This window comes from Ruegeria sp. BHSC029 (assembly GCF_059613085.1).
On sequence record NZ_JBXWRU010000001.1, the window covers coordinates 139,766 to 154,937 of the forward strand.

Sequence of the window (15,172 nt, forward strand, 5' to 3'; positions counted from 1 at the left end):
CTGCTCGTGGCGCAGGCCGCAAGGGTTCAAACCTGCTCGATACGCAGAGCTACCGGTTCGCCCGCAACCACATCCGTGGTGCGCAAGTCCTCCAACGCAACGTCCAGCGTGGCGCGTGTGGTCTTGTGTGTAACGATCAGTACCGGTGCCGTGTCCTCGGCATGTGCGTATTGGCGCATCCGGTCGATTGAAACGCCGGCATTGCCCAGAATCGCGGCCACCTTGGCCAGCGCACCTGGTTTGTCCAGCAATGCAAGGCGCAGATAATAAGGGGCAGGCAGGCCGGTGATTGCGGGCTTGGAGTCGACCAGCGACGTGGCGGGTTGACCAAAGGTGGAAATCCGCAGGCCCCGAGCCAGGTCGCAAACATCCCCCATCACCGCACTGGCCGTCGGGCCTTCGCCAGCGCCGGGTCCGCGCAAAACGATCTGTTCGACGGCGTCGCCCTCAATGACCACCATGTTGGTGCCGCCTTCCAGCTGCCCCAAAGGCGAGTCACTGGGTACCAGGCAGGGTTGCATCCGTTGTTCAAGCCCGCGCGGCGTGCGCTGCGCAACGCCCAACAGCTTGATGCGGTAGCCCATATCGTCGGCCTGATGGATGTCATCCAGGCTGATATGCTGAATGCCCTCGATCTCGATCCCGTCGAAATTCGGCTTTGTTCCAAACGCGATAGAGGCCAACAGCGCCAACTTGTGCGCCGCGTCGATGCCGCCAACGTCAAGGTTGGGATCCGCTTCGAGATACCCCAACTGAGCGCACTCCTCGAACAGGGCGTTGTAGCCCAGACCCTGCGACTGCATTCGGGTCAGGATATAGTTGCAGGTGCCATTCATCACGCCCATGACGCGCTTGATGTCATTCCCGGCCAACCCTTCGGTAAGGGATTTTATGACCGGAATTCCTCCGGCCACGGCGGCCTCGAACCGGATCACACGGCCTGCGGCCTCGGCCTGTTCCGCCAATGCCTGGCCGTGAATGGCCAGCAGCGCCTTGTTTGCGGTGACCACATCCTTGCCGCTGGCCAATGCCGCCTCGACCGAGGCCTTTGCCGGGCCATTTTCACCCCCCATCAGCTCGACGAACACATCGATGTCGTCGCGCTTGGCCAAGGCCACCGGATCGGTTTCCCACGCGAAGCCGGACAGGTTCACCCCGCGATCTTTGGCGGCGTCGCGCGCCGAAACGGCAACGATCTCGATCGGACGACCAGTGCGTGCTTGGAGCAATTCGGCATGACGGCGCACGATCTTGACGACGCCCACACCCACGGTTCCCAAGCCAGCAATTCCAAGCCGCAGCGCCTGTGTCATTCCGTGGGTTCCTTTCCGCTCGAAGTCTGCCTGTTGGACGCAAGGTCCTTTGTCGGCTGCCATAGCTGGTTCAACGCGGCGGTGCAATCCGTCAGGGACAGAGTTGTTGCGCAGTGGGCAAGCGTACGGGGCTTACTGGGTCTCGGCGTTCTGGAGTGCCTGTGCCTTTTGCGACAGCCGCTCGGCCCGTTGTTCCAATTCTTCTTCCACGGCGGCTGCCTCGTTCACCGGGTCGACGGGCGGCACGTTGACCTGGGTCAACGGGATCAGCTTGGGGTAGGGCGCGGCCTTTACCGAGGCCGCTTCGCTTCCCTCCAACTCGGGAATATCTGCGCACGCGGCCAACAGGAGCAGCGGCAGGATGACGGAAACAGCTTTCATTTCGCGACCCGAACAGTGAGGAACCTGAACGTGATGCACTTTTTGCATGAACGGTTCAAGCGGGGTTCTATATGAACGTACGTTCATATACGATGGATCCATGGCACGTACTCAAGGCTCTCATTCCGATATCACCGGGCCCCGCATTCGCGAGGCCGCCCTGGGATTGTTTGCACGGCATGGCTATGCCGCTGTGTCCATGCGCCAAATCGCGGGGGAGGTCGGAGTGCAGGCCGGTGCGCTTTACAATTACACTCCGGACAAGCAAAGCCTTCTGTTCCGCCTGATGCAGGACCACATGCAAGAGCTGCTGGCGGCCTATGAAGCGTTGGAACCACAGGCGGATGCATTGGGTGCCTTGCGGCAATTCGTGGGTTTCCACATCCGGTTTCACATGCAGCGACCCGACGAAGTGTTCATCGCCTACATGGAGCTGCGAAATCTGACGCCTGAAAACTTCGCCGAAATCGAAAAGCTGCGCCGACGGTATGAGGATGCGTTACAGAGCATCCTGCTGGCCGGCCAGAAGGACGGTCTATTCTCTGTTCAGGATGCGAAGATCGCGACGCTAGCGGTGATTGCCATGCTGAATGGTGTCATGACGTGGTACAGGGCCGGTGGACGGCTTTCGCTGGACGAGGTCGAGCAGATTTATTGGGATATGGTACGCAAGGCGGTCGCGGCCTGATTGGCCGCGCCACGTTACCGGTTGTCTGGAGTCAGTGCGCCGGCTTGATGAAAGTACCGTTGCGCAACTCCCGAAACGCCTGCTCGAGTTCGGCACGCGTGTTCATCACGATCGGGCCATGCCATGCTACCGGTTCATTGATCGGCGCACCCGAGATCAACAGGAATCGCACGCCTTCAGGCCCGGCCTGAACGGTTATTTCGTCTCCGGTGCCAAACCGCACCAGCGTCCGGTTGCCCGACATGTCGCGAATGTTCAGCTCTTGCCCGGCGACTTCCTTCTCAAGCAGAACACCGGTCGGCTGCGAGGCGTCGGCGAAAGCGGCCTGCCCATCGAAAACATAGGCGAAAGCACGGCGATAAGTATCTATCTTGAATGTCTTTTTCACCCCTGCAGGAATCGATACGTCCAAGTATTGCGGGTCCGCGGCGATACCGTCCACCGGCCCGGTCTTACCCCAGAACTTGCCGACGATGACCCGCACCGTGGTGCCATCATCATCGATCACTTCAGGAATGTCCTTGCCCTGAACGTCCTGGTACCGAGGAGCCGTCATCTTTTGAGCCGAGGGCAAGTTGCCCCACAGCTGAAACCCATGCATCTGCCCGGATGCATTTCCCTTGGGCATTTCCTGATGCAGAATTCCGGACCCCGCCGTCATCCACTGGACGTCTCCGGCACCCAGTTGGCCGCTGTTGCCCAGCGAGTCGCTGTGATCGACGGTTCCCGACAGCACGTATGTGATGGTTTCAATGCCGCGGTGGGGATGCCAGGGAAAGCCGGCCTGGTAGTCCTGCGGGTGCTCGTTGCGGAAGTCATCAAACAAAAGGAAAGGATCCAGTTCGGACGGATCCTGAAATCCAAAAGCGCGGTGAAGCTTTACACCAGCGCCTTCCATCGTCGGAACGGCCTTGCGGGTTTCGAGTGTTGGTCTGAGCGACATTTGGATCTCCTGTCTCTGGACCCGTTATCTAATTTTCGCTGAAGTACGGTCAATTCGCGAGAAAGCACTGCCTCTGTGCAAAATTGCGCCGGGTGAGTCTTGGCCTGTTGCTTGTCGCTGAAAGCGGGTATGGGGGGCAGGCAAAGGCGGAGTTGGAAATGCAAGAAGACGTACTGGCAACGATTCAGGCTTCATCGGCACGGCGGTGGATGGGCGTGGGAATGCTCGTCACCGTGGGCGCGTTCGTGACTTATGTAGCCCTGGCCGCACCGCCCGCGCCGGAATGGCAGCTGTTCCTGTTCGTGGTCGGAGGTGGCGCGCTTTGGCTTGCGCATCGCGTCTGGCATGCGACAGCGGACCGGATCGAGCTGACGCGCACGGAACTGCGGACAGGCAGCGGCAAGCTGATTGCCGAGGTCGGTGAAATCGAAGGGGTGGATCGGGGTGTGTTCGCCTTCAAACCGTCAAACGGCTTTCTGCTGACGACCCGTAGCAAACGGGGCAGGTCTTGGGCCCCGGGCCTTTGGTGGCGCGTCGGGCGACGTATTGGCGTCGGCGGCATGACGTCCGCCGCCGAGACCAAGTTCCTGTCAGAAATGCTTTCCGCGATGCTGGCCGAGGCCGAATAGCTCTCAGCACCCGCCCGGTGCGTCGATCTTGTCGTAGACGCGCGGGTGGGTGAATACGAAATTGTCCATGGCAAATTCGTTTTCGCCGTATCCGATGCGGAAGGGACGGCGATAGAAGTCCTTCACTTCGACCAGGATCATCTTGCCGTTGTCCGGCATGATGGGCAGCTTGTCACGGATTTCGCTTATGGTGCCATCGGTCCACGCCTCAAAGCTTTCGCCGCGAATACAGGACCACTGCACATAGTGCCGGTCATCCGGCAGGTCGAAGCGAAGGAAAGAGATGCGCATCGACACGTCGGAGCGGTCCGACATCATCTGCTGCAGCAGGTCGTACAGCGTATCCATGTAGGTCGCGTTGATGTCATTGCGTTCGCGGGAAATGACGTCGGCGATCGCATAAGACGCCTTGAGATTTCGCGAGCTCTGCTTGTACCCGTCGAAGAACGTATAGGACGCACACATGCCCCAGAAGAGCAGGGGATAAATCATCACGGCCTCGACACTGATCACGCCGGATTCCTTACGGGAAAACCGTTTCAGATACCGGACAGCCAGCGGGAAGATTGAGCGATCAGGTCGGTTCATAGACAAACACCGTTGTTGCGTGCAGTTCGTACATACCGTTGGGCTTTTTTCGCGCGATGGCGCCCAGAATGGTACCCCACCACAGCGGCTTTACCTCGACGCAGGCGCGGACGATCATCAGTTCGTCCGACGTGCCGGGCTCGAAGATCTGGCTGTTGCGGATCGTTGCCGGGGTATCGATGCAGTAGGGGTTGGGATCCAGCGTGGTCCCAATAAACGGGTCGACGCGGGTCATTTCCAGGATCAGGTTTTCCTTGCACTCAGGAATGTAGCCTGCCTTGTCGCACACGATGTCCTTCAACAGAGTGTGGGTCCAGCCGTCCTGAACGTTGGTGGTATACTTGTCCAGATTGTTCAGGCGAACGTCGCGGATCGTTTCGTCCAGTCCACGCTCGAGGTTGGCGTGGTTGAAGGCCCCGATTCCGACTTCGACGGCCGAATAGGTCGTCATGATGAAGATGGGGAACCAGAAGACGAACTCGATCGTCGCCATCCCATCTTCTTTCCGCCGGAACGTGCGGAATTTATGAAGCAAACGCTTGATCATTGGGTTAGCCTCAGATTGCGGATGGTCGATCCGATCGATGCAAATACGTCGACGATTTCGTCACCGGTCGCCTCGTAATAGGCGCCATCATCGCTTTTGCAGTCTTTCAGAAGGGCCTTGCCCTGATCGGGAGCTTCGAAAGCGATAGTGAAGACTACGATGCCATTGGCGCGAGCGGCGGCACACATTGCGCGCGCGCGCGGATCCTTGGTGCCCGACCCGATCGAAGTGACCGCGTTGTTGTACCAGGTGTTGCCTTTCGTGCTCCCCAGCGCTTCGCGGAACAGGTCGCGGATCGCGCGACGGGTCGTGCGTTCCCAGACCTGAACCCAGGTCAGGTTGACCGATGTCGCCGGGTCGCCATTGTTGTCCAGAACAGTGCGGGTCTCGCTTCTGCTGTAGTCAAAGTTGTAGCAGACGCCGCCGGACCGGTAGGTGCAGCGATAGACAGTATACTCGTCGTTGCCGTAGGGATCGTCCTGCCAGATCTCGCGACCCCAGTACCAACCCTTGCTGCTGTCCCATTCGGTATAGTCGACATCGTGCCAGAAGTACTTCTCGGTCTCGTAGTCATAGGTCGAATAGGTCGACTTTTTGGCATTCCACCACAGAATGGACGTACCCTCACGGTAGGGGTCGTTTACCATGTACTGAGTGGTGTTCGCGCCGTCCGTCATCAACACCAGAACCTTCATCGAGTCGTTGCTGGAGTAGCTGTTGGGACGGGTAGCGAAGTCTGCAGGCACTTCGTCGCCCGCCAGACGTGCGATCACCGGCTGAATGCTTTCGTCAAGCAGGGCAAGGCCCCACTTCAGACCAACGTCGATCGAAGTGTTGCCGCCGGCCGTAAAGCTTTCGATGTGATCTTTGAGAACCTGCGGGTCCTTCTGCAGGACCGAGACCTCACGGTTGGCGAGTTCGTCACAGACTTCGCTGTAGACGTAGCCATTGCTGGGGCGCCGGTCATAGGTGCTCCACGGCGTGAAATGCAGTGTGCGTTGGCGGATCGTATCGGGGTCCAGCGCGGTGGTGTTGAACTCGCTGCTGGTGAAGTTGATGCAGTTTGCCCGGTTATTGGTGCCGGTCGTGCTGAATTCGTCCATCAGATAGTCGGGTAGCGACACCTGAGTTGCGTAGGGGATGATCGAGATCGACAGCTTCCCGTCCTCGGTCTTGTCCGCCATCTCTTGCACGAAGTTTTTGGCCGCCACTTTTAGGTTGGCCAGGCGATTGTAGCTGTTCATCGAGCCAGAGACGTCGAGAACCAAGGAAATCTCAACGTCATCAATGGCTTCTTCGGCAACGCTGGTTGCCGCGCTCACGATCGAGTCAACATCCCACCACTGCATGAAGTGCATGCCGACATCCATCTGGGCGCTCGCTTGGACCTTGCGGTAGCCTTCGATCGTAACGGCGGTCGCGCCGCAGACATTGGGTTCCACGATCGGGTCACCAACCAGGTACTGGTCCAGGCCTTCCTTCGCGAGGTAGTCGACAACCACGTCCTTGGGGCAAAGGTCCTGGTCCAGGTCGGCCGCCGCCAGTACGGCGCGGTCCAGAGCATATTGCAGGCGCGCACGTTCGCGATCGTACCGCATAACGTCCACGGCGAAGCCCGCCGCGGTGAAGATGATCATCAGAAGGAAGAGGGCGAAGATGGTCATCGTCCCGCTTTCCGAGGTCACGAAAGACTCGACGGGGCCCCGGCAGCGGTCTGCCTGGCGCGGTTTCTCCGACCGGGTCGATGTCCATTCAAAATTGCGCATAACGAAATCCTTTTGCCGGCCAAAAGCAGCGAAGCCAGTTCTTCGGAACTTGAATAATTTAGATGTGGATCGTGGCGAGAATTGGGCGTGATCGTCACTATGGTGCTCTTTTTGAATGAAAATCGGCGGCAGTCTGGCCGGGAAGGGCATCTTTGTTTCGTTGCTCGGGACAATTTCCGCAAATTGTAAACGTCCGCGACTCGGCTCGGATGGTCGAAACGCGCTGTTCATAAATTGATGAAAAAAAGTGCAAATCTCGATTGCAGCCGCTTGCCAAGGGTGCGACAAAACGTCATGACGCTCGACGTCAACCGGCATGGAGGATTTTATGACGGCCATCAAGGAACCCAGCTTTCGGGAGAGTGTAGATCTGATGTTCAACAGGGCGGCTGCCCTGATGGATCTTCCACCCGGACTTGAGGAAAAGATCCGGGTCTGCAATGCGACCTACACCGTTCGGTTTGGCGTGCGTCTGCGGGGGCAGATACATACTTTCACCGGCTATCGCTCGGTTCATTCCGAGCATATGGAGCCGGTAAAAGGCGGTATCCGCTATGCGATGGCCGTGAACCAGGACGAGGTCGAGGCGCTTGCTGCGCTGATGACCTACAAGTGCGCTTTGGTCGAGGCTCCGTTTGGCGGGTCCAAGGGCGGCCTGCGTATCGACCCGCGCAAATACGAGGAGCATGAGCTGGAGCAGATCACCCGCCGTTTCGCCTATGAGTTGGCCAAGCGCGACCTGATCAACCCGTCGCAGAACGTCCCGGCCCCTGACATGGGCACCGGCGAGCGTGAAATGGCTTGGATGGCTGACCAGTATGCGCGGATGAACACCACAGACATTAACGCGCGGGCCTGCGTGACCGGCAAGCCGTTGAATGCCGGCGGTATCTCGGGCCGGGTCGAGGCGACGGGGCGTGGTATCCAATACGCGTTGCGCGAGTTCTTCCGCCATCCCGAGGACGTCAAGAAAGCTGGCATGTCAGGCTCGCTGGACGGAAAGCGGGTCATCGTTCAAGGCCTCGGCAACGTGGGCTATCACGCGGCCAAGTTCCTGAGTGAGGAAGACGGCTCTCTGGTTGTGGGCATCATCGAACGTGACGGTGCGATCTATAACCCCGAGGGGATCGACGTCGAAGCGGTTCACCAGTGGATCGTCAAACATGGCGGTGTGAACGGCTACCCGGATGCAACGCACACCGCCGAGGGCACTGCTGTGCTGGAAGAGGATTGTGACATTCTGATCCCGGCCGCGCTGGAGGGCGTGATCAATCTGTCCAATGCCGAGCGCATCAAGGCGCCGTTGATCATCGAGGCCGCGAACGGTCCGGTGACCGCCGGGGCCGACGAAGTGCTGCGCAAGAAAGGCACCGTGATCATTCCAGACATGTATGCGAACGCTGGCGGTGTGACGGTATCGTATTTCGAGTGGGTCAAGAACCTCAGCCACATCCGTTTTGGCCGGATGCAGCGCCGTCAGGAAGAGGCGCGGCACGAGTTGATCGTGAAAGAGCTGGAGCGGTTGGACCGCTATCTTGGCGATGCATGGTCGATGTCTCCGGACTTCAAGGCCAAATACCTCAAAGGCGCGGATGAGCTTGAGTTGGTGCGCTCGGGCCTGGATGACACGATGCGCATCGCCTACCAGGCCATGAGCGAGGTCTGGCACGATCGCGACGACGTCGATGACCTCCGCACCGCGGCATACATCGTGTCCATCGACCGTGTCGCCAAGAGCTATCGGGCCAAGGGCCTCTGACGTCTCGGAAACCGGGCAATCGGGCTTTGACAAAAAGTCCGGTTGCCGCACATCCTGCGCTGGAGTTCAGGCAGTGAAACCAGCGAGGATCTCATGCAAATTACCCGTTCTGTAGCTTGGGCCGCGGCGATAGGATCCGCGACCCTGGCGCATGCGACTGCTGCCATCGCCCAACCCCGGCAGGGATGGACGCCGACTGTGGAAGGGTTGGCTGTCTATCAGGGCAGCGCCGATCTTGAGGACGGCGGTGATTTCAGCGCATCGCGCGCGTTTCTGCGGGCAGGCGGCATTTACAGCTATGGTGACGGGTCCTTTGTGGGTTTGCTGGCGAGTTTCGGTCAGTTTTCCTACGATTTCGGGTTGCCAGGAAACCAGCCGTGGGACGACATCCGCGACATTCGCCTGAGCGTTCCATTGCGTTTCACTCTGGACAACGGGGCTGCGGTGATCGTCTCGCCCCAATTGAGATGGGACTATGAGACCGGCGCCAGTGCCTCGGACGGCTTCACCTATGGTGCCTTCGCCGGTATTTCATGGGCGGTGAACCCCAATCTGCGCATCGGCCCGGCATTTGGCGTGTTCTCCGAGGTTGGAACCAATGATCTCGAAGTCTTTCCCGCGCTTCTGGTCGACTGGACCTTTGCCGAGCGCTGGCGTCTGAGCACCGGGCGCGCGTTGGGGGCCACTCAAGGCCCCGGGGTCACGCTGGAATACAAGGCTTCGGAAAGTGTCAGCGTGGGGCTTGCCGTTCGGTCCGAGAGGGTCCGCTTTCAGTTGAACGATAACGGGTTGGCACCGGGCGGCGTAGGCGAGGACAGCAGCATCCCGGTTGTTCTGTCGGTTGAATACGCGCCAAACCCCGGAGTTTCGCTGTCGGCATTTGCGGGCGCCGAGTTTGACGGCGAGTTGCGCCTGGACAACGCAGCAGGGCAAGAGGTCAGCCGGCAGGGCTATGATACCGCTCCGATCGTGGGCGTTGCCTTCCGTCTGCGGTTCTGAAGGCGAATTCGTTTGCGACCGGTTTGGTCGCGCGTTGACAAGTTCTTGTCGAAAACGGATGCGGAGCCCCGAGCCCGGATTGCTACTCCTGTTGGAAGTTGGTTTGATGCCAGCAAACCCGCAGGGAGATCTGAATGCGCTTTTCCGGCTTTCGCGTCCTGAAGGAAGGACTGACGGGCAACAAGGGTTGGACGGCGCATTGGCGTGATCCCGAGCCCAAAGCCGAGTACGACATCGTCATCATCGGCGGTGGGGGGCATGGTCTCAGCACCGCGTACTATCTGGCGAAAGAACACGGCCTGACAAATGTCGCCGTGCTGGAAAAGGGTTATATCGGCGGCGGCAATGTGGGGCGCAACACGACGATCGTGCGCGCCAACTATTTTCTGCAAGGAAATTCCGAGTTCTATTCACATTCCCTCAAGCTGTGGGAGGGGTTGGAAGAGGACCTGAACTACAACGTGATGCATTCGCAGCGGGGCATCATCAACCTGTTCCATTCGGACGGGCAGCGGGACGCGGCCGCGCGCCGGGGCAACATGATGATCAGCCAGGGCGACGATGCCATCCTGCTGGACCGCGATGCACTGCGCGAGATGCTGCCCTATCTGAACTATGACGATCTGCGCTTTCCCATCTATGGCGGTCTGTACCATCCGCGTGGCGGCACGGCCCGGCATGATGCCGTGGCCTGGGGCTATGCCCGCGGGGCGGACCAGCGCGGGGTGGATCTGATCCAGAATTGCGAGGTCACCGGCATCGACATCGAAAACGGCGCCGTGCGCGGGGTGCAGACGACGCGCGGGGCGATCCGAGCCAGGAAGGTCGGGATCGTGGTTGCGGGCCGGTCCAGTCAGGTCGCGGCGATGGCCGGGATGCGTTTGCCGATCGAAAGCCACGTGCTGCAGGCCTTCGTGACCGAAGGGCTGAAGCCCTGTATCGACCATGTCGTGACCTTCGGCATGGGGCATTTCTACATCAGCCAATCCGACAAGGGCGGGCTGGTGTTCGGCGGCGACCTGGATTTCTATGCCTCCTACGCGGCGCGGGGCAATCTGCCGACGGTCGAAAGTGTAATGGAGGCCGGCGTGGCCCTGATGCCGATGATCGGCAAAGCCCGGGTGCTGCGGTCCTGGGGCGGGATCATGGACATGTCGCCGGACGGGTCGCCGATCATCGACCGCACCCCTATCGACGGGCTGTACCTGAACTGCGGCTGGAACTACGGCGGGTTCAAGGCGGTTCCGGGCTCGGGCAACGTGTTTGCCCACCTGATGGCCACCGATCGGTACCACGAGAACGCGACAGGGTTCCGGCTGGATCGTTTCCGCACCGGGCGCGGGATCATCGACGAAGAGGGCAAGGGCTCTCAGCACAATCTGCATTAGGCGAGTCGGTATGTTTCGTTCGAACGTTTGTGAAATCCAGGAGGCGCGGCCATGAGGATCACCTGTCCGTATTGCGGTGAGCGTGACCGCCGCGAGTTCTACTATCGCGGGGCCGCCGTCGATCTGGACCGGCCCGCCCCGGATGCCGGACCTGACGCTTGGGACGATTTCGTCTATCTGCGCGACAACCCGGCGGGCGAGACGCGGGATCTGTGGTATCACGAGGGCGGCTGCGGCGCATGGATCGTCGTGACACGTAACACGCTGACCCACGAAATATCGGCGACCGAACCTGCCTCCGGGGGTAAACGATGAGGGTCGAGGGCAGGGGGCTGATCGACCGCGGCACACCGGTCGAGTTTTTCTTTGACGGAATTCGGTATTCGGGCTTTCAGGGCGACACGCTGGCCTCGGCGCTGCTGGCCAATGGCGTGCGCCTGATGGGGCGGTCGTTCAAGTATCATCGCCCGCGCGGCGTCCTGACCGCCGGCAGCGAAGAGCCGAACGCGCTGGTCACCATCGGCCGGGGCGCCGCGCAGGACCCGAATGTGCGGGCCACGATGCAAGAGATCTATCCGGGCCTCGAGGCGCGCAGCCAGAACCGCTGGCCCAGCCTGAATTTCGACGTGATGGCGGTGAACGATCTGGCCGCGCCCTTCCTGGGGGCGGGCTTCTACTACAAGACGTTCATGTGGCCTCGCAGCTTCTGGGAGAAGCTGTACGAGCCGATGATCCGCCGCGCCGCGGGGTTGGGCGCGCTGTCCGGGCAAGCCAACGCCGACACATATGAAAGCGCCTATGCCTTCTGCGATCTGCTGGTGATTGGGGCTGGCCCGGCGGGTTTGATGGCCGCCCTGACGGCCGGCCGGGCCGGGGCGGATGTCATTCTGGCCGACGAAAGCAACCAGATGGGCGGGCGGCTGCTGGCCGAAACGCTCGAGGTGGATGGCAAGCCGGGTCACGTCTGGGTAGACGAGGTTCTGGCCGAGCTGCGGGCGATGGAGAATGTGCGGTTGATGACCCGCACGACGATTGCCGGGGCCTACGATCAGGGCACCTTTGCCGCGCTCGAACGGGTCTTGCACCATACGGGCGACTGTCCCGCCGGTGCGCCGCTGGAAGCATATTGGAGGATCGCCGCCCGCCGCTCGGTTCTGGCGGCCGGGGCGCTGGAACGCCCGGTGGCGTTTCGCGACAATGACCGGCCCGGCATCATGACCGCCGGGGCCGTGCGGGCCTATCTGAACCGCTGGGGCGTCGCCGCCGGCCAGAGTGTCACGATCTTCGGCAACACCGATGACATCCACCAGACGGCCCGCGACCTGTTGGCCGCCGGGGTCCACGTTGCCGCCGTGATCGACAGCCGCCATGACGGGCCGGTGTCGACCGACTATCCGGTGCTGCGCGGGGCGCAGGTCTGTGGCAGTTCGGGGCGCAAGGGGCTGGAGTCGATAACCGTGCGCCGCGCCAGCGGAGAAGAGCGCATTCAGACCGATTGTCTGGCGATGACCGGCGGATGGAACCCCTCGGTCCACCTGACCTGCCACATGAACGGGCGCCCGACCTGGCGGCGTGACATTGCCGCCTTCGTGCCCACGCCGGGCGCCGTGCCCGGGATGCGCCCGGCCGGGGCCTGCAACGGCGCGTTCTCGACCGCGGCTTGTCTGAGCGAGGGCATTTCGGCTGCGACCGAGGCGCTGAGTGATCTGGGCCTTAAGGCGCCCAAACTCGAGCCGCCGCAGGCCGAGGATCAGCTCTATGAAATCGCGCAGCTGTGGGCGGTGCCGGGCAAGGGGCGCGCGTGGCTGGATTTCCAGAACGACGTGACCGTCAAGGATGTCAAACAGGCCGCGACCGAGAACTTCCGCTCGGTCGAGCACATGAAGCGTTATACCACGCAAGGCATGGCCACCGATCAGGGCAAGAACTCGAATGTCGCGGCGCTGGCCATTCTTGCGGATGCCACCGGGCGGGCGATCCCCGAGACCGGAACCACCACCTTCCGCCCGCCTTACGCGCCGATTGCCATCGCCGCGCTGGGCGCGGGGGCCGAGGGGGCGGGGTTCAAGCCGCAGCGCTTCACCACCTCGCACAAGGCGTCGGTGGCGCGCGGGGCGCCGATGGTCGAAGCGGGGCTGTGGTATCGGCCCAGCTATTTCCCGCAGCCGGGCGAAACCACGTGGCGCCAGTCCTGCGACCGCGAAGTGCAGATGGTGCGCACGGCGGTCGGCGTGTGCGATGTCTCGACCCTGGGCAAGATCGACATTCAGGGGCGCGACGCCGCGCGGTTTCTGGATTTCGTCTATACCAACACGTTTTCGACACTGAAGGTCGGGCGCGTGCGCTATGGGCTGATGCTGCGCGAGGACGGGTTCGTCATGGATGACGGCACTACCGCGCGGTTGGGTGACAGTCATTTCCTGATGACCACCACGACCGCCGCCGCCGGTGACGTGATGAAGCATCTGGAATTCGTGCGTCAGGGTCTGCGGCCCGATTGGGACGTGTCGCTGGTTTCAGTGACGGAACAATGGGCGCAATTCGCCGTGGCCGGCCCCAAATCGCGCGAGGTGCTGAACGGCCTGCTGGACACCCCGCTGGATGATGCTGCGTGGCCGTTCATGGCCTGCGGGCCGGTTTCGGTTCTGGGGGTGCCGGGGCGTCTGTTCCGGATCTCGTTCTCGGGCGAACACGCCTACGAGATTGCGTTGCCTGCGCGGTATGGGGCCAGCCTGTTCGACATCCTGACCCGACAGGCCGAGGCGCTGGGCGGTGGCCTCTATGGGATGGAGGCGCTGAACGTCCTGCGGATCGAGAAGGGGTTCATCACCCATGCAGAAATCCACGGGCGGACGACGGCCTTTGACATCGGGATGGGCCGGATGGTGTCGCAGAAAAAGGACTGTATCGGCAAGACCATGTCCGAACGCCCGGGGCTTGAGGAGCCGGGGCGCGAGCGGTTGGTCGGCCTCAAACCCATCGGGGAAAGCCGCCAGTTGCTGGCCGGCGCCCATCTGTACAACGAAGAGGACGCGCCGGTGCGCACCAACGATCAGGGCTATGTGACCTCGGTCTGCTACTCGCCGACGCTGGGCAGCATGCTGGGGCTGGCGTTTCTGGCCGATGGCCCCGACCGTCATGGCGAGATCGTCAAAATGGTCGATCATCTGCGCGGCGTGACCACGCTGTGCGAGGTGACTGACCCGGTGTTTTTTGACCCAGAGGGAGAGCGTGTACGTGGATAAGCTGATTGCCCAGACCCTGTGCGACGGGCTGCTGCCGCTGACCATCGGAACGGTCTCGGTCACCGAGGTCGACCCGGGCGCGATACATGCGGTTTCGGCCTTTCAAGGGCAGGCCAAATCGCTGTCCGAGGCGATGAAGGCGGCGCATGGCATGGCGCTGCCGGCCCCGAACCGGGCCACCGGGAAGTCGGGCGCGCGTGCGGTCTGGTTCGGCCCGGGTCAGGTCATGCTGATCGGCTCCACGCCGGACCCGTCGCTGTCCGCCCACGCCGCGGTCGTCGACCAGTCCGATGCCTGGGCCGTGGTGCGGCTTGAGGGCGACGGGGCCGAGGATGTACTGGCCCGTCTGGTGCCCGTCGATCTGCGCCCGCAGAACTTCAAACGCGGACATACGGCGCGCACGCTCCTGTTCCACATGACCGCGTCGATCACTCGGGTTGGCGAGAAAGCCTTTCAGATCATGGTGTTCCGGTCGATGGCCACATCGTTGGTGCATGATCTGCAGAGGGCAATGGAAGGTGTGGCGGCACGCGGTTAGACTGTTGCAAAGAACTGATTCCAAGGGGACCTTATGCTGCGCATCGCACTTGCCGCCACACTGCTTGCCACACCGCTGACTGCCGCTGAAACCAAGGAGCAAAGCTGCCGCTATCAAGCGGACGTTGTGGCGGCGGTACAAAAAGCCCGTCTTGATCGCGTGAAAGAACGGGATGTTCCTGAAGCGGTGGCCGAGGCCGGCCCGACCTGGCCCGAGAACTACAACGCCGCGATCCCGTTGATCACCCCATGGGTCTACGAGCAGAAGATGCGCGACATCCGCAAAAAAGACCTTGGCGCCGCCTGGATGGAGCTGTGCCTGCAGCAGTAATCCACAGCGCCGCGAATTGGCTGTGGACAAAGGCCTGCCGCGCCCTTGGCGGGCGGCC

General features: G+C 61.5%; 15 protein-coding genes. 9 read left to right on the plus strand and 6 right to left on the minus strand.

Annotated elements, in window-relative coordinates:
- Nucleotides 1-26: 26 nt before the first annotated feature.
- Together AC2FML_RS00650 and AC2FML_RS00655 are read right to left on the minus strand one after the other, a co-directional pair.
- Entirely contained in the window at nt 27-1,313 is a 1,287-nt protein-coding gene (locus tag AC2FML_RS00650) for a homoserine dehydrogenase (protein WP_170371483.1), read from the minus strand.
- 132 nt (nt 1,314-1,445) lie between these two features.
- Nucleotides 1,446-1,694 carry a hypothetical protein gene (locus tag AC2FML_RS00655; RefSeq protein WP_170339166.1) on the minus strand — a complete coding sequence of 83 codons (249 nt, stop codon included), beginning with the start codon at nt 1,692-1,694 and terminating at the stop codon, nt 1,446-1,448.
- Between the two features lie 100 nt (nt 1,695-1,794).
- Here AC2FML_RS00655 and AC2FML_RS00660 point away from each other — a divergent pair, with 100 nt between their 5' ends.
- Nucleotides 1,795-2,382, plus strand: a complete 588-nt coding sequence (locus tag AC2FML_RS00660; RefSeq protein WP_170339745.1) for a TetR/AcrR family transcriptional regulator — start codon at nt 1,795-1,797, stop codon at nt 2,380-2,382.
- A 31-nt stretch (nt 2,383-2,413) separates the two neighbouring features.
- On the opposite strand, the gene AC2FML_RS00665 is transcribed toward AC2FML_RS00660, so the two are convergent.
- Nucleotides 2,414-3,325 (minus strand): pirin family protein, encoded by a 912-nt coding sequence (locus AC2FML_RS00665; protein ID WP_170368282.1) that lies wholly within the window; start codon nt 3,323-3,325, stop codon nt 2,414-2,416.
- Between the two features lie 158 nt (nt 3,326-3,483).
- Between AC2FML_RS00665 and AC2FML_RS00670 the strand changes: the two genes are divergently transcribed.
- Nucleotides 3,484-3,954 carry a hypothetical protein gene (locus AC2FML_RS00670; RefSeq protein WP_170363718.1) on the plus strand — a complete coding sequence of 157 codons (471 nt, stop codon included), beginning with the start codon at nt 3,484-3,486 and terminating at the stop codon, nt 3,952-3,954.
- A gap of 3 nt (nt 3,955-3,957) precedes the next feature.
- Here AC2FML_RS00670 and AC2FML_RS00675 read toward each other — a convergent pair whose 3' ends face one another.
- Genes AC2FML_RS00675 through AC2FML_RS00685 form a run of 3 tightly spaced genes read right to left on the minus strand, consistent with a single transcriptional unit; the run spans nt 3,958 to nt 6,855 of the window.
- Nucleotides 3,958-4,542, minus strand: coding sequence for a TadE/TadG family type IV pilus assembly protein (locus AC2FML_RS00675; protein ID WP_170357497.1), 585 nt, complete (start codon nt 4,540-4,542; stop codon nt 3,958-3,960).
- A complete protein-coding gene (locus AC2FML_RS00680) occupies nt 4,529-5,035 on the minus strand; it encodes a TadE/TadG family type IV pilus assembly protein (protein ID WP_254429306.1) in 507 nt (168 codons plus the stop codon). Before AC2FML_RS00680 ends, AC2FML_RS00675 begins: the two co-directional genes overlap by 14 nt.
- A gap of 50 nt (nt 5,036-5,085) precedes the next feature.
- A complete protein-coding gene (locus AC2FML_RS00685; protein WP_170357499.1) occupies nt 5,086-6,855 on the minus strand; it encodes a TadE/TadG family type IV pilus assembly protein in 1,770 nt (589 codons plus the stop codon).
- Nucleotides 6,856-7,183: 328 nt separating this feature from the next.
- Here AC2FML_RS00685 and AC2FML_RS00690 point away from each other — a divergent pair, with 328 nt between their 5' ends.
- From AC2FML_RS00690 to AC2FML_RS00720, 7 genes are all read left to right on the plus strand, one after another.
- The gene (locus tag AC2FML_RS00690; RefSeq protein WP_170371477.1) at nt 7,184-8,614 is read left to right on the plus strand and encodes a Glu/Leu/Phe/Val family dehydrogenase; all 1,431 of its coding nucleotides are present in this window, start codon (nt 7,184-7,186) and stop codon (nt 8,612-8,614) included.
- A 93-nt stretch (nt 8,615-8,707) separates the two neighbouring features.
- Entirely contained in the window at nt 8,708-9,613 is a 906-nt protein-coding gene (locus tag AC2FML_RS00695) for a hypothetical protein (RefSeq protein ID WP_244952400.1), read from the plus strand.
- A gap of 134 nt (nt 9,614-9,747) precedes the next feature.
- Entirely contained in the window at nt 9,748-11,001 is a 1,254-nt protein-coding gene (locus tag AC2FML_RS00700; RefSeq protein ID WP_170366898.1) for a sarcosine oxidase subunit beta family protein, read from the plus strand.
- A 51-nt stretch (nt 11,002-11,052) separates the two neighbouring features.
- A complete protein-coding gene (locus AC2FML_RS00705) occupies nt 11,053-11,316 on the plus strand; it encodes a sarcosine oxidase subunit delta (RefSeq protein ID WP_149776784.1) in 264 nt (87 codons plus the stop codon).
- Nucleotides 11,313-14,246, plus strand: coding sequence for a sarcosine oxidase subunit alpha family protein (locus AC2FML_RS00710; protein ID WP_496781543.1), 2,934 nt, complete (start codon nt 11,313-11,315; stop codon nt 14,244-14,246). The genes AC2FML_RS00705 and AC2FML_RS00710 overlap by 4 nt, the downstream gene beginning before the upstream one ends.
- Nucleotides 14,239-14,784, plus strand: a complete 546-nt coding sequence (locus AC2FML_RS00715; protein WP_496781545.1) for a sarcosine oxidase subunit gamma — start codon at nt 14,239-14,241, stop codon at nt 14,782-14,784. Before AC2FML_RS00710 ends, AC2FML_RS00715 begins: the two co-directional genes overlap by 8 nt.
- Before the next feature lie 33 nt (nt 14,785-14,817).
- A complete protein-coding gene (locus tag AC2FML_RS00720; RefSeq protein WP_496781547.1) occupies nt 14,818-15,114 on the plus strand; it encodes a hypothetical protein in 297 nt (98 codons plus the stop codon).
- Nucleotides 15,115-15,172: the final 58 nt, after the last annotated feature.

Excerpts from the sequence above, each read along its gene's own strand:
- AC2FML_RS00685 (WP_170357499.1), bottom strand. The coding sequence starts at position 6,855 with ATGCGCAATTTTGAATGGACATCGACCCGGTCGGAGAAACCGCGCCAG.
- AC2FML_RS00705 (WP_149776784.1), top strand. The coding sequence starts at position 11,053 with ATGAGGATCACCTGTCCGTATTGCGGTGAGCGTGACCGCCGCGAGTTC.
- AC2FML_RS00695 (WP_244952400.1), top strand. The coding sequence starts at position 8,708 with ATGCAAATTACCCGTTCTGTAGCTTGGGCCGCGGCGATAGGATCCGCG.
- AC2FML_RS00700 (WP_170366898.1), top strand. The coding sequence starts at position 9,748 with ATGCGCTTTTCCGGCTTTCGCGTCCTGAAGGAAGGACTGACGGGCAAC.
- AC2FML_RS00670 (WP_170363718.1), top strand. The coding sequence starts at position 3,484 with ATGCAAGAAGACGTACTGGCAACGATTCAGGCTTCATCGGCACGGCGG.
- AC2FML_RS00710 (WP_496781543.1), top strand. The coding sequence starts at position 11,313 with ATGAGGGTCGAGGGCAGGGGGCTGATCGACCGCGGCACACCGGTCGAG.
- AC2FML_RS00660 (WP_170339745.1), top strand. The coding sequence starts at position 1,795 with ATGGCACGTACTCAAGGCTCTCATTCCGATATCACCGGGCCCCGCATT.
- AC2FML_RS00720 (WP_496781547.1), top strand. The coding sequence starts at position 14,818 with ATGCTGCGCATCGCACTTGCCGCCACACTGCTTGCCACACCGCTGACT.
- AC2FML_RS00690 (WP_170371477.1), top strand. The coding sequence starts at position 7,184 with ATGACGGCCATCAAGGAACCCAGCTTTCGGGAGAGTGTAGATCTGATG.
- AC2FML_RS00650 (WP_170371483.1), bottom strand. The coding sequence starts at position 1,313 with ATGACACAGGCGCTGCGGCTTGGAATTGCTGGCTTGGGAACCGTGGGT.
- AC2FML_RS00680 (WP_254429306.1), bottom strand. The coding sequence starts at position 5,035 with ATGGCGACGATCGAGTTCGTCTTCTGGTTCCCCATCTTCATCATGACG.
- AC2FML_RS00665 (WP_170368282.1), bottom strand. The coding sequence starts at position 3,325 with ATGTCGCTCAGACCAACACTCGAAACCCGCAAGGCCGTTCCGACGATG.
- AC2FML_RS00655 (WP_170339166.1), bottom strand. The coding sequence starts at position 1,694 with ATGAAAGCTGTTTCCGTCATCCTGCCGCTGCTCCTGTTGGCCGCGTGC.
- AC2FML_RS00675 (WP_170357497.1), bottom strand. The coding sequence starts at position 4,542 with ATGAACCGACCTGATCGCTCAATCTTCCCGCTGGCTGTCCGGTATCTG.